Origin of the sequence: Shewanella goraebulensis (assembly GCF_030252245.1) — a bacterium.
Lineage (GTDB): Bacteria > Pseudomonadota > Gammaproteobacteria > Enterobacterales > Shewanellaceae > Shewanella > Shewanella goraebulensis.
Genome location: NZ_CP126972.1, coordinates 2,272,675 through 2,287,504, shown reverse-complemented (window position 1 = coordinate 2,287,504; position 14,830 = coordinate 2,272,675). Strand labels below are relative to the sequence as shown.

At 38.7% G+C, this 14,830-nt stretch carries 11 protein-coding genes; 7 read left to right on the top strand and 4 right to left on the bottom strand.

The genetic code is table 11. The features are described 5' to 3' along the window. Positions 1-2,007, top strand: a complete 2,007-nt coding sequence (locus QPX86_RS09585) for a PKD domain-containing protein (RefSeq protein WP_285165033.1) — start codon at positions 1-3, stop codon at positions 2,005-2,007. Positions 2,008-2,080: 73 nt separating this feature from the next. Here QPX86_RS09585 and hda read toward each other — a convergent pair whose 3' ends face one another. Both hda and QPX86_RS09575 read right to left on the bottom strand, forming a co-directional pair. Beyond that, complete coding sequence (hda, locus tag QPX86_RS09580) at positions 2,081-2,791, bottom strand: DnaA inactivator Hda (RefSeq protein ID WP_220755379.1); 711 nt, start codon at positions 2,789-2,791, stop codon at positions 2,081-2,083. Positions 2,792-2,994: 203 nt separating this feature from the next. Further along, the gene (locus tag QPX86_RS09575; protein WP_220755380.1) at positions 2,995-4,092 is read right to left on the bottom strand and encodes a DUF2066 domain-containing protein; all 1,098 of its coding nucleotides are present in this window, start codon (positions 4,090-4,092) and stop codon (positions 2,995-2,997) included. A gap of 206 nt (positions 4,093-4,298) precedes the next feature. Between QPX86_RS09575 and QPX86_RS09570 the strand changes: the two genes are divergently transcribed. Further along, positions 4,299-5,528: a uracil-xanthine permease family protein gene (locus tag QPX86_RS09570; protein ID WP_285165032.1), complete on the top strand. Its 1,230-nt coding sequence runs from the start codon at positions 4,299-4,301 to the stop codon at positions 5,526-5,528. Between the two features lie 104 nt (positions 5,529-5,632). Here QPX86_RS09570 and QPX86_RS09565 read toward each other — a convergent pair whose 3' ends face one another. Next, positions 5,633-5,974 carry a Grx4 family monothiol glutaredoxin gene (locus QPX86_RS09565; RefSeq protein WP_102526235.1) on the bottom strand — a complete coding sequence of 114 codons (342 nt, stop codon included), beginning with the start codon at positions 5,972-5,974 and terminating at the stop codon, positions 5,633-5,635. A gap of 235 nt (positions 5,975-6,209) precedes the next feature. On the opposite strand from QPX86_RS09565, the gene sodB reads away from it, so the two are divergent. The 4 genes from sodB to QPX86_RS09545 all read left to right on the top strand — a co-directional run bounded on the left by sodB (position 6,210) and on the right by QPX86_RS09545 (position 11,972). Then, positions 6,210-6,794: a superoxide dismutase [Fe] gene (gene sodB, locus QPX86_RS09560; protein WP_102526236.1), complete on the top strand. Its 585-nt coding sequence runs from the start codon at positions 6,210-6,212 to the stop codon at positions 6,792-6,794. Between the two features lie 332 nt (positions 6,795-7,126). Next, complete coding sequence (locus QPX86_RS09555) at positions 7,127-9,061, top strand: PrkA family serine protein kinase (RefSeq protein ID WP_220755382.1); 1,935 nt, start codon at positions 7,127-7,129, stop codon at positions 9,059-9,061. A gap of 66 nt (positions 9,062-9,127) precedes the next feature. Then, positions 9,128-10,399 (top strand): YeaH/YhbH family protein, encoded by a 1,272-nt coding sequence (locus QPX86_RS09550; protein ID WP_285165031.1) that lies wholly within the window; start codon positions 9,128-9,130, stop codon positions 10,397-10,399. Between the two features lie 10 nt (positions 10,400-10,409). Next, positions 10,410-11,972 (top strand): SpoVR family protein, encoded by a 1,563-nt coding sequence (locus tag QPX86_RS09545; protein ID WP_285165030.1) that lies wholly within the window; start codon positions 10,410-10,412, stop codon positions 11,970-11,972. A gap of 92 nt (positions 11,973-12,064) precedes the next feature. Here QPX86_RS09545 and fadR read toward each other — a convergent pair whose 3' ends face one another. Further along, positions 12,065-12,796 carry a fatty acid metabolism transcriptional regulator FadR gene (fadR, locus tag QPX86_RS09540; RefSeq protein ID WP_220755385.1) on the bottom strand — a complete coding sequence of 244 codons (732 nt, stop codon included), beginning with the start codon at positions 12,794-12,796 and terminating at the stop codon, positions 12,065-12,067. Between the two features lie 446 nt (positions 12,797-13,242). Between fadR and nhaB the strand changes: the two genes are divergently transcribed. Continuing rightward, a complete protein-coding gene (gene nhaB / locus QPX86_RS09535) occupies positions 13,243-14,829 on the top strand; it encodes a sodium/proton antiporter NhaB (protein ID WP_285165029.1) in 1,587 nt (528 codons plus the stop codon). Position 14,830: the final 1 nt, after the last annotated feature.

Below are 14,830 nucleotides of genomic sequence, written 5' to 3'. Positions count from 1 at the left end.
ATGAACACATTGTTTAACAAGACTTTTATCGGCCAAAGTATTTTGAATACAATAACTAACAAAAGTTATCAAAGCAGAACAAAATATTTTGCGATAACGAATTTAGTTATCGCAGCGATATTAACCGGCTGTGGAGGTAGTTCAAGTGATTCATCAAGTGCTGACTCTGGAACACCTGATAATTCATTACCCATCAATACTTGTGAAGCAAGTTCAGAGCTCACTTTAGTTACCACGTCTTCAGATTTAAGCTTTAATGTTGAGCAAACTTATACTGCAGGTCAATCTGCGACAATCCTTGCCAGTGTCGTTAACACTGATTCAGCAGGGCTAACTTATCAATGGCAGCAAACTTCTGGCCCCGCACTTTCTCTAGTATCAGAAAACAGCCCTGTCTTATCATTCATCATTCCAGAGTCTGGCGAATATAGTTTTTCTGTAAACGTTTCTGGCAACCAAACAGATTTAACTGAATCAGTTTCTATCACAGCAAACGCGTCCATCAATCAATTAAATATTAATAGCGATCATCAAGTGGTTGAAGGTAATGGAGTTAGTCTTAGAGTTGCGCGGATAAACGATCTTATTGTTGATGAAATAGAGTGGTGCTACTTTTCTAATCAAGCGGTTGAACTTGATTTAACCAACCCGGAGCGCCCTTTATTTACAGCACCTAATGTCAACTCTGATAGCGTCATTGGGCTCAAGGCCACTGGTCAATTTGCAGGTGAAACCTTATCTGATGAAGTATTTGTGTTAGTAACTAACGAATCAACAATTTCTTCTCCGTATTTTGATCAGCCCGTAGCACGTACATATTCCTATAAAGATTCATCCAAATATGCTGCTAATGCATCAAACTGTGTGTACTCAAATCAGCTTAATCAAACTTGTAATATCGCCGACTTACCATTAGTTGGCCAAGTGGCTAATTCAGAAAATGTTCAATCAGTCATGGACAGAGTTGTCGTTTCTCATGACTGGATGGGCGAAAACTTTGAAACTTTTTTAACTCAAGCAGATCCCAATAGTGACTTTATAAAGTTACTTCAATCAGTCACAGCCGTTGTGATTAGTTATGATGTTAGACCTTCTTTTTATTGGGTAGCCACTGGTGCCATTTATCTTGACCCTGAATATCTGTGGTTTACTCCAGAGCAGCGTGACACCATTAATGAAGCGCCTGATTATCGCAGTGACTTTGGTAACGATTTACAATTCATCATGCCTTGGCGTTACGTAAAAAATAATGATTACGCCTATAGCCGTATCGACCGAGCAGTAAGACAAACACGTTCATTAGCAGACATAACACCTAACTTAGCCAGTTTGCTTTATCATGAGTTAGCCCATGCCAATGACTTCTTCCCCCGCTCTATTCATAATACGTTAACAGGACCAACATTAATTGATGACTTTTATCGTCGAACAGATGATAACGCACTGGTATCTGATCAGCTGAAAAATATTGACCCACTAACGAGTAGTGAAATGTATGGTTTAGCTGGTGTGAGTTTTCAAGGTGAAACAGCCAACAGTACACAAAAAGCCTACCTTCCAAATGATGTGACCAGTTTTTTCTTAACTGATCACGCAAATGACTTTTATGCTTATTCTTCTACTCGCGAAGATGCAGCAATGTTATTTGAAGAATCATTTATGAGTCATCGCTATCAAATACACAGGGATGTTGCGGTTACTGACCCTACTGAATTAATTGTCGACTGGGGACAACGTGGCAGAATTGGTTCTCCTGAATTGTTGGAAAGAGGAGCATTTGTAATTGACCAAATTATGCCTGAAGAAGACGGTAAAACTTTACTCAATAATTTGCCAGAGCCAATAAATATGACAGCTGGAGAAGATTGGTATGACAATATTGGGATAAGCCCTAGTAGTCAATCGCTATCAAAAGTCAGTAGCTTAAGCACTAATGATAACGCCAAAGAAAGACGCCCAGTTCAGATAGGAAGAGAACATAGAGATATGCCTATTCCTCAGCGTTAGCTCAGTGTTTCAGATTTTAAAACATTAAAAGCCACCAAAAAGGTGGCTTTTTTATTCAAATAATCAGCAAAGATTACAGCCTAAGCATTTCTTTAATAAAAGGAATTGTGAGTTTACGTTGATGTACCATAGACGCTTTATCAAGTTTATCTAGTACATCAAATAAGGTTCGTAAATCTCTCGCCATGCGAGTTAATAAGAACCGTCCTACTTCATCAGATAATTGCAGTCCTCGCATTGCAGCGCGACGCTGTAACGCAACTAACTTTTCTTCATCTGCCATCGGTTGCAGTTGATAAATTAACCCCCACTGCATCCGAGAAATCAAATCAGGAAGTGCGAAGCCTGCTTCAGTGGGTGATGAACTTCCACTGACAATCAAGCGACAATCTTCTTGCTCAGCAACACGATTATATAAATGGAATAATGCTTCTTCCCAAATTGGGTGCCCTGCTATGGCATCAATGTCATCGATGCAAATTAACTGCAAAGATTCAACACCTTCAAAAAGCTCAGGTGATATACTGGCGTGAATGCCTAAAGGGATATAAAGCGTACGTCTATCAAGTTCATTTGCATGGGCACAAGCAGCATGCATAAGATGGGTTCGGCCTGATTTAATCGGGCCAAATAAGTATAAACTAGACGACAAACTACCTTCTGCAGTAGCTTGAAGCTTTTGAATTAATTCATCATTACCCACTGCAGGATAATAACTTTGAAAAGTCTCATCGTCAGGTAAATATACGGGTAACGATAACTGTTTTGGTGAGTTTTGGGTCACTCAAAAATTCTCTAATAATGTAAACAAGCGATGATGAGTATAACACAATCGTTTTGAGGTCTGCTGTTGTTTAGTCAGACTAACGAGTTCAACAATGAACAGTTAGATCGTTATCACGTATCGAGTGGCTATAAAACTATCAACTATGTAGAAACAGACAATCAAACTGATAAAGCTCAGTTCTCAAATAAATAAATCATGACTTAATGCCATTGGTAAAATAGTTTGGTTGCTTGCTGCTCTGGCGAGAACTCTAAGTCAGACAACTCATCTACTGGCTCTAACAATGGTATCTCTGTTAAACGCTTATTGATATTCAATAGTTTCTGTAAATCTTCAGCATCACCAAATAATTCAAGTTTATAAGTCACGGTATTGGCTTTAAACTGGTTTAAGCTCACCGTTTTAATCGCGCTCAGTTGATTAAGGTAAGCTTCAATTTCAACTAATTGCGCCATACTTTGAACGCCTGCTAATGACAGCAATGTTTCTGCACTGTTGCCGCTATCAGCAAAAGCATACTGACTAACAAAATATTCAGCTAAGGTACTTAATATTTGATCTGTGGCTTCCTGATAATCAAGGACTTCTGCTTGATGATGAATAAGCGGCTGCATTAACCCTGCTTTACTGTCTTTATCAAACAGAGAAACTTGAAAACGAACAAAACCACCGACTTTATCCATATCTGCTACAGCAAAATAATCTGCACGGTATCGAGTAGATGCCTCTGCAACAACATCGGTAAACATGCCCCGCACGTCAGATACGCTTATCTTCATGACATCATCTAAATCCATAATCGGCAAAATGACTGGAATTCCTTTATTACTAGAATCTAAATCGATTTGGGAACGTGTATCCATTTCAGACGCATCAGATAAAATACTGCGCTCGCCTTCATCTTCAATGGACAACCAAAGTAATGTTAGCGGACGTTGACGCCCCCAAACGGGTAATTCAGCTTGACGAAGTGTAGAGATAATCCGCTTGTGGTCAAAGTTAGCTTTTAAAGTTAATTCTTTATCAACTTCACTGTAGCCATATTGGGTCAATAACACTTCTGGTTTATTGATTTGAGCCTTAACTAGAGGATGCTCTAATACCGAAGGTAAGCCTGAATTTTTTACAAATACCGCTGACAGCGCAGTTTTTAGTGCAGCTTGTCTCTCAGCTCTTGCTCTTGAAGTAACAACCACATCAGCCTCATCTAACAGACCGACTTCAGCTGAAATCGCTTTAGGACTAAATAAGCCAAATAGCGCACTGATAACAATAATTTGTAAAAATATTTTTTGCATAAGGAAGATATAAGCAATAGATGAAAGTAAGCGAAGTGTAGCATATTAATTTTGCTTCTAAAATTACATTCCCTTACCAATTTAACGGACGAATTAACCACTAATTGTTACGTAAAAGGATTTAAACTTGATTTACATTACAGACATTTAACCAATATTAGCCTATCTTACAGCTTAATTTATACCTGACAGGAAATCACCTACATATGAATCGTCTATTCATCCCATTACAAGGGGCGCAAATGTTATTTGTCGCATTTGGCGCCTTAGTGTTAATGCCATTACTCAGTGGTTTAGACACCAGCGTGGCATTGTTCACTGCAGGTTTAGGGACTTTGCTGTTTCAAGTTATTACCAAAAGACAGGTTCCAATATTTCTAGCTTCCTCTTTTGCCTTTATTGCTCCAATTATGTATGGCGTACAGACTTGGGGGATCCCCGCAACCATGGGGGGATTAATGGTTGCTGGTTTTGTTTATGTAATCCTTGGAGCCCTGGTTAAAATTAATGGCAGTGGTTTTATTCATAAATTATTACCACCTGTTGTCGTTGGCCCTGTGATCATTATTATCGGCCTAGGGCTAGCGCCAATGGCCGTCAATATGGCCTTAGGTAAAACAGGTGATGGAAGCGCTGTACTGGTTGAGCAAAACATTGCGTTATTTATTGCGATTATGTCGCTATCAACTACCGTCGCCATTGCGGTACTCGCAAAAGGAATATTAAAGGTAATGCCAATTCTTGCCGGTATTTTAGTGGGGTACGGCCTCAGTATGGTTTTTGGTATTATTGACTTTACTCCAGTGAATCAAGCACCTTGGCTTGCTGTTCCAAATTTTGTTGCCCCAGAGTTTCATTGGCAAGCGATTCTATTTATGATCCCTGTCGCTATCGCACCAGCTGTTGAGCATATTGGAGATTTATTGGCAATATCCAATGTAACTGGCAAAGACTATATGAAAAAACCTGGCTTACATCGCACACTAACTGGCGATGGTATTGCCACAATGGCTGCATCAGCGTTTGGGGGCCCACCTAATACAACATACTCAGAAGTCACAGGCGCAGTTACCCTGACCAAAAGTTTTGACCCAAGAATCATGACTTGGACGGCAATTACAGCCATCACTCTTGCATTTATCGGTAAATTAGGTGCGTTAATGCAAACCATTCCATTACCGGTCATGGGCGGCATTATGTGTTTATTGTTTGGCTCAATTGCAGCAGTAGGGCTTAACACCTTAATACGTAATCAAGTCGATTTAAATGAACCAAGAAATTTGAGTATTGTTGGGGTTACATTAGTTTTTGGTATTGGTGGAATGGCATTTGGTATCGGTGAGTTTAGTTTAACCGGGATCAGCTTATGTGGCTTAGTCGCTATTCTAATGAATCTTATCCTGCCTAAAACGCCTGAAGATCAAAAAGCACAATAAATGTAATTGCTTAAATGGTTTCAAAAATAAAAAGCCCTAACTGCGATCAGTTTAGGGCTTTTTTGTTTTAACAATATTTAATCAATAAATAAAGTTAACTTAAATTATTCAGCGTCTTCTTCAGTGCGAAACTTATCAGCAGTTTCTTTGATGATTGGCTGTAATTCACCTTTTTGATACATTTCAGTGATGATGTCACAACCACCAATCAACTCACCTTCTACCCACAGTTGTGGGAATGTTGGCCAGTTAGCAAATTTTGGTAATTCAGCACGAATATCTGGATGCTGTAAAATATCAACGAATGCAAACTGCTCACCGCAGTTAATCATAACTTGTGCAACTTGCGATGAAAAACCACAGCTTGGTAACTTTGGTGACCCTTTCATGTATACGATAATTGGGTTTTCACTGATTTGCTGTTTAATCTTGTCTACTGTTTCCATTGTAATTCCTAAGTGCAACTTAATAATCTTTTGCCATTGTACGCGAGCTTAGCCAAGAACAAAATCCCACAGTTTGTAGGGTTATAATAAAAATAGCTTTTATAGATTGCGTCTATCGACATTATTCATCAAACAATGATTCACATCACAAAAATTTGCAGTACAATGTCGGCAGAGCAATGATGCCTAAGTGGTACTCATAAAAACGATAACCTATGTCCATGGAGAGATAAAAATGGCTTTCGAATTACCAGCATTACCATATGCTAAGAACGCACTTGCACCACACATTTCTGAAGAGACTATTGAATATCACTACGGTAAGCATCACAACACATACGTTGTTAAGCTTAATGGTCTTGTTGAAGGTACTGAATTTGCAAATAAAACATTAGAAGAAGTTGTTAAAACTTCTACTGGTGGCATGTTCAACAATGCTGCTCAAATCTGGAACCACACTTTTTACTGGAACTGTTTAGCACCAAACGCTGGCGGCGCTCCTACCGGCGCGATTGCTGATGCAATCAACGCTGCATTCGGTTCTTTCGAAGAATTTAAAGCAAAATTTACTGATTCTGCAGTAAATAACTTCGGTAGTGCTTGGACTTGGTTAGTAAAAAATGCTGATGGTTCAGTTTCAATTGTTAACACTAGCAATGCTGCTACTCCTTTAACTGATGAATCAGTAACTTCACTACTTACTGTTGATGTTTGGGAACATGCTTACTACATCGATTACCGTAACGTTCGTCCTAACTACATGGCTGCGTTTTGGGAACTTGTTAACTGGGATTTCGTTAACGCAAACTTTGCAGGTTAATCTACCTATTTAGGTACAAATGAGATGATGTAAAAGGAGCCTTTTGGCTCCTTTTTTATTACTCAAAACGAGATAGTTAATAACTGAATAGCCCCACATTTTTTATGTTCAAAACAACTGCCAACTTTTGCAACAGTTGCAATTGCAACTGTTTATCTTTGTTTTTATTGAAGTTTTTATTTTCACCTCCTCGCAAATATCAATCCTCTGACCTAGACTTAAGCTGACAACTGATTTTTAAAGACCAAAAATAATGGAAAATATTTTCAGCTTTAGTCACTAAAAATGCGCTATCCATCACTTTCTTTCAGCTAAGTTTCAAGGGGTTTCTTATGGGCATATTCGAACATTACCAACAACGTTATGAACAAAAGCTAGATGAAGAATATTCACTCCAGCAGTTTCTTGAAATCTGTAAAGAAGATAGAAGCGCATATGTGTCTGCAGCTGAAAGAATGCTAATGGCCATCGGGGAATCAGAAACTATTGATACTTCAAAAGATCCGGTGCTTAGCCGAATATTTTCAAACCGCCTTATCACTCACTACCCAAGCTTTAAAGACTTTTATGGTATGGAAGAGTCTATCGAACAGATTGTGTCTTACCTTAAACATTCAGCTCAAGGGTTAGAGGAATCAAAGCAGATTCTGTATTTACTAGGCCCAGTGGGTGGTGGTAAATCTTCTCTGGCAGAAAAGCTAAAATCGTTAATGCAAAAAGTACCGATTTTTATTCTAACCGCTGACGGTGTTCGCAGCCCAGTCAATGACAGTCCACTGTGTTTATTTGACTCAGAAGAAGACGGTGAGCTATTAAAAAACGAATATAATATTCCAACTCGTTACATTAAAACCATCATGTCCCCATGGGCAGTTAAGCGATTGCATGAGTTTGGTGGCGATATTACTCAATTTAAAGTGGTCAAAGTCTACCCTTCAATACTTGACCAAACAGCCATAGCTAAAACAGAACCAGGAGACGAAAACAACCAAGATATTTCAGCCCTTGTCGGTAAAGTAGATATCCGACAATTAGAGCATTTCTCTCAAGATGATGCTGATGCTTACGCCTATTCAGGTGCACTTTGTCGAGCAAACCAAGGAGTAATGGAGTTTGTGGAAATGTTTAAAGCACCAATTAAAGTGCTTCATCCATTATTAACAGCAACACAAGAAGGAAATTACAACGGTACAGAAGGTTTATCTGCCCTACCTTATAATGGCATGATTCTCGCTCACTCGAATGAGTCAGAGTGGACAACATTTAGAAATAACAAAAATAACGAAGCATTCTTAGATAGGGTTTATATCGTCAAAGTACCTTATTGTTTACGTGTATCTGAAGAAATGGAGATTTACCAAAAACTGCTGAGTAACTCTGAGCTCTCTAATGCTCCCTGTGCTCCTGGTACTCTAGAAACACTAGCACAGTTTAGTATTTTATCTCGCTTAAAAGCACCAGAAAACTCATCAATTTACTCTAAAATGCGGGTTTATAATGGTGAAACATTAAAAGATACCGACCCCAAAGCTAAGTCATTCCAAGAGTATCGTGATTACGCAGGTGTAGATGAAGGTATGCAAGGCTTATCGACCCGTTTTGCATTTAAAATTTTATCGCGAGTATTTAACTTCGATGACACTGAAATTGCCGCAAATCCTGTGCACTTATTTTATGTACTCGAGAAGCAAATCGAGCAGGAACAATTCCCTAATGAACTCAGTGAACGTTATTTAGAATTCTTAAAAGGCTACTTGATCCCGAAATATGTCGAATTTATCGGTAAAGAGATCCAAACAGCTTACCTTGAATCCTATTCTGAATACGGTCAAAACATCTTCGATAGATATGTTACCTATGCAGACTTTTGGATCCAAGATCAAGAGTTTCGCGACCCTGAAACAGGACAGTTATTTGATAGATCAGCGCTTAATGCTGAACTTGAGAAAATTGAGAAACCAGCTGGAATAAGTAATCCAAAGGATTTTCGTAATGAAATCGTTAACTTTGTATTACGTGCTAGAGCCAATAACGAAGGTAATAATCCGCTATGGACCAGCTATGAAAAACTGAGAGTAGTCATAGAGAAAAAAATGTTCTCTAACACAGAGGACTTACTACCGGTTATTTCATTTAATGCTAAAACATCTGCTGATGATCAGCGCAAACATGACGACTTTATCAATCGTATGATGGAGAAAGGATATACCCAAAAACAAGTTAGATTACTTTCAGAGTGGTACTTGAGGGTTCGTAAATCGTCATAGGTCTTGCTCACTTTGGCCTTACTCAATGTGTTTTGGGTTAAGGTCAAAGTTCATTAGGAGTTGTGTATGGCAAATTTTATAGATAGACGTCTCAATGCTAAGGGCAAAAGTACCGTTAACCGACAACGATTTATTGAACGTTATAAAAAACAAATCAAAAAATCAGTTAGCGAAGCTGTGACCCGTCGAAGTGTCACTGACATTGATAAAGGCGAAAAAATTAGTATCCCTACCCGTGACATTAGCGAGCCGATTTTTCATCAAGGACAAGGTGGTATTCGTGAACGAGTGCATCCAGGTAATGATCAATTTAATCAAGGTGACCAAATAGAACGCCCTAAAGGTGGTGGAGCTGGCGAAGGCAGTGGTGAAGGAGATGCATCCAACACTGGTGAAGGTAAAGATGAGTTTTTATTTGAGATTTCCAACGACGAGTATTTGGAACTGCTTTTTGAAGATTTAGCCCTGCCAGACCTTCAACAAACTAACGCCAAGCAAATGGTTGAATTTGAAACCTATCGTGCAGGGTTCACTAACGTTGGTGTCCCTGCCAATATCAATATTGTTCGTTCACTACGATCATCCCATGCCCGTCGTATTGCTATGACAGCCAGCAAAAAGAAAAAATTAGCAGAACTTAAAGCTGAATTAAATTTGCTTGAAAACACCCCAGGTACTCAAGCTGAAGTCATAATGGATTTAAGGCAACAAATAGAGGAACTTCAAAAGAAAATAGACAGCGTGCCGTTTATCGATAGCTTCGATTTAAGGTTTAATAATTTCGCCAAACGAGAGAAACCTTCAAGCCAGGCGGTAATGTTTTGTTTAATGGACGTGTCAGGCTCTATGGATCAAGCAACCAAAGATATGGCAAAACGCTTTTACATTTTACTGTACTTATTTTTAACCCAAACATACAAAAATTTAGAAGTCGTCTATATTCGACACCATACCCAAGCTAAAGAAGTTGATGAGCATGAGTTTTTTTACTCTCAAGAGACAGGCGGCACCATTGTTTCTAGTGCATTGAATTTAATGCATGAAATCCAACAAGCCCGTTATCCTGCAGATGAATGGAATATCTATGCAGCTCAAGCATCTGATGGTGATAATTGGGCCGATGATTCACCAGCCTGTAAACAATTATTAGCAGATAAAATTCTCCCAGTTTCACGATATTTTAGTTATATCGAAATCACTCGTCGCGCACATCAAACACTATGGCGTGAGTATGAAGCCTTACAACAAGAGTTTGGCAATATTGCAGTCCAACATATTAAAGAGGTTGATGACATCTATCCCGTGTTCCGTGAGTTATTTAAAAAGCAACCAAGCTAAGGAGAACACAATGACAACAGAACAGAATCGTTCGACCGAAGCTGACAAAGCTAAAAAACAACCTCTTGATGATGGGCCTGATTGGAGCTTTTCATTACTCGAAATTTATATGGAAGAAATTGAAAAAGTGGCTGCTTTTTACAATCTAGACAGCTATCCCAATCAAATTGAAGTGATAACTGCAGAGCAAATGATGGATGCCTATGCAGGCATTGGGATGCCTATAGGTTATACCCATTGGTCTTTTGGTAAACGTTTTATCGAAACCGAGCAAGGTTATCGCCGTGGTCAAATGGGCTTAGCTTATGAGATTGTAATTAATTCAGATCCCTGTATCGCATACTTAATGGAAGAAAATACCATCACAATGCAAGCGTTGGTAATGGCACACGCAAGTTTTGGTCATAACAGCTTCTTTAAAAATAATTACTTATTTAAAACCTGGACAGATGCCAGTTCAATTATCGACTATTTGGTCTTTGCCAAAAATTATATCCATGAGTGTGAGTTAACATTTGGTGTCGAACAAGTCGAACTTACACTCGACTCATGCCATGCATTAATGAACTATGGTGTAGACAGGTATAAACGCCCTGCTGAAGTGTCCTTTAAAGAAGAAAAAATGCGTCAGAAAGATCGTGAGGCCTACTTACAAAGTCAAGTTAATGATTTATGGCGTACTGTGCCTAAAAATCCTGATGAACAAAAAATAGATGATCAAATCAATTTCCCTGATGAGCCTCAGGAGAACATTTTATATTTTATCGAAAAAAATGCGCCACTGTTAGAACCATGGCAACGTGAGATAGTAAGAATAGTGCGTAAAATGGCGCAATATTTTTATCCGCAAAAACAAACCCAAGTGATGAATGAAGGTTGGGCAACGTTTTGGCATTACACTATTTTGAATCATATGTTTGATGAAGGCACAGTGACCGACAGGTTTATGCTGGAGTTTTTACAAAGTCATACTGGCGTAGTCGCTCAGCCTGCCTATAACAGCCCTTATTACAGTGGCATTAACCCTTATGCTCTCGGCTTTAACATGTTTGTTGATATCAGACGAATTTGCGAAGAGCCGACAGAAGAAGATAAACGATGGTTTCCTGATATTGCGGGTAGTGATTGGTTAACCACAGTGACTTTTGCAATGGAAAACTTTAAGGATGAAAGTTTTATTAGTCAGTACCTTTCGCCAAAAGTGATTCGTGACTTTAAGTTATTCAGTATACTTGATGATGACAGTTGTAATAAATTATCAGTATCAGCTATACATGATGACCGAGGTTATCACCTAATTCGAGAGAAGCTTTCTCAACAATATAACTTGTCAAACCTTGAGCCAAATATTCAAGTGCAGCGAGTGGATATTAATGGTGATCGTTCATTAACATTAAGGTATGTACCTAATAAACGAATTCCTCTTGGCGGAACTAATGAAGAAGTTTTGAAACATTTACATAGATTATGGGGATTTGACGTCACTTTAGAGCAAGTCGATGCCAGTGGCAAGGTCATAAAACTGGCTCAATGCCCTCCTGCCAATGAAGATAGTAAAATGACGACGCTATAAGCATGATTAAAAAGTTTCATTCATAAAAAAACCAACCTTGAGGTTGGTTTTTATTATTGCCAGACACTGTACCTTCTAGTCACAGCCGAATTTTATTTGTCGTTGATAGCAATTTCTGCTGGCATATCATCACGAAGCTTTTGCCACATAATGCCACTGTTAATACCATTGGTTTTCATCAAAGCATTAACTTCGGTGTATTTACCTTCAATAGCCAGTTTTTCTAATGCTTTATAAAAATCTAAAGCTATAGTACGGGCTTCTTGACTCGAGAAGTAATAACGCCCGACTCGACTGTATAAACCTTTAAACCCATTCAGAATTAATACATACAACGGATTACCCGATGAAAACGCCAAAGCGTGATGTAATTCATAATCGTAGTCTGCGTAGGCTTCAGCACTGTCTTCTAGTTGGTGTATTTTGGCTAAAACTTCTCGCGCTTTATCAGGGTTATTACGAACTGCACCGCGGAAATAAATCGTACTAACGTTGGCTCTTGCTGATAAAAGCTGATCTACAAGTAACGGAAAGCCATCTGGATTTAAATCAGCAATTGTCTCAAGAATATTAAGACCTGATGTTTCCCAAAAATTGTTTACTTGCGTAGGCTTACCATGTTGAATCTTTAACCAACCATCACGCGCTAAACGCTGTAACACTTCACGTAACGTGGTTCTTGTAACACCAATTAATTCTGACAGTTCGCGCTCTGCAGGCAATATCGAACCTGGTGGAAACTTGTTTTCCCATATCGAACGAACAATATACTTCTCTGCAAAACTTGCAGGACCTTTTGCATTGATAATTGTCAACTTGAACATCCCGTAGTTATCCTATGAACTGATCATACCAGAGCTCTTGCAATTACACACCATTGATAGCGGCTAAACGATCGATTTAGACACACCACTGCTCATAAAATGCGCAGTCAACGAAAAGATTGTGAGGTAGTAGTTATATTGGTTATGTTTTTGTCGTGGATTTTTTTTTATCGCATTACAATAACGACCGTTTGCGCTAAACTACGCGCCAAACAAAATGGATGTAAGTTAGTGGCACAACTAACGAATTTTGAAACATCAAATTTTAAGCGCTAAGAAATAATTGTATCAACACGGTAAAAATAGAAATAGTAGCTAATAAACAACATAGTTAACGCACTATAATTCTGTTTTTTATCTTTAAACTCTCGTTTCAGCTTCAATTTGTCTGTCAGATTCCTTCCTCAAAAGTTCACTATCATAAATTCACAATTGGAGAGGCTATTATGCCGTTAACCACTGGTGCTGCATTTTTTAGTAACTTCTTGGGTAATTCACCAAGATGGTACAAATATGCAATCTTATCGTTTCTTGTTATAAACCCAATATTATTTTTCTTTGTCAGTCCATTCGTTGCCGGATGGGTACTAGTCTTAGAATTTATTTTCACACTTGCGATGGCGTTAAAGTGCTACCCACTTCAACCTGGTGGTCTTCTGGCCATACAAGCAGTCTTTATTGGAATGACTTCCCCAACGCAAGTCTTACACGAAATTGAAGCTAACTTAGAAGTGTTACTATTGCTAATCTTTATGGTTGCAGGTATTTACTTCATGAAACAATTGCTACTTTTTGTGTTCACTAAGATGATCACTAAAGTACGCTCTAAAATCATAGTTTCATTAATGTTTTGTGTTTCGTCAGCTTTTTTATCTGCTTTTCTAGATGCATTAACCGTTATCGCGGTAATTATTGCTGTAGCTATTGGTTTCTATTCGATTTACCACAAAGTGGCATCAGGTAAAGACTTTAGCAGCGACCATGATCATACCTCTGAAGAACGTGAGCAATTGAATAATGAGGAGCTAGAAGCTTTCCGTGGTTTCTTACGTAATCTTTTAATGCATGCTGGTGTTGGTACTGCATTAGGTGGCGTTTGCACTATGGTCGGTGAACCACAAAACTTAATCATTGCAGCTCAAGCCCATTGGCAGTTTAGTGAATTCTTTATTCGCATGTCACCTGTCACTATTCCGGTATTTATTGCAGGTGTCGCCACCTGCTTTATTGTCGAAAAATTTAAATGGTTTAGTTACGGTGCCGAGCTTCCTGATGCAGTCCATAAAATATTGAGTGATTATTCTGATTACGAAGATCAAAATCGTACTAAAGCAGATAAGATGAAACTCCTAGTGCAAGCATTAGTGGGTGTTTGGTTAGTAGTTGGCCTAGCTTTCCATTTAGCTTCAGTGGGACTAATTGGTCTTTCAGTTATTATCTTAACTACTGCATTTAATGGTGTAACAGATGAACATGCATTAGGAAAAGCTTTTGAAGAAGCCCTTCCTTTTACAGCATTGTTAGCCGTTTTCTTCGCAGTTGTTGGTGTCATCATCGACCAACATTTATTTGCGCCAGTGATTCAGTGGGCACTAAGTTTCGAAGGTAATGCGCAATTAGTAATCTTCTATATTGCCAATGGCCTCTTGTCCATGGTCAGTGATAACGTATTTGTTGGCACCGTTTACATTAATGAGGTAAAAGCAGCCTTAATTAGTGGTCAAATTACTCGAGACCAATTTGATCTTCTAGCCGTAGCGATTAATACAGGTACTAACTTACCTTCTGTTGCGACACCAAACGGTCAAGCGGCTTTCTTATTCTTGCTAACTTCAGCACTAGCACCATTAGTTAGACTGTCATACGGTCGCATGGTATGGATGGCACTGCCTTATACAATTGTATTATCTATCGTTGGTATCGTTATGATTGAATCTGGGTTCTTAACTGATATGACGCAATACTATTATGATAATCACATTATTATTCACCACTCCGCTAAAGATGTTATTGGCGGTGCTGTTGGACATTAAT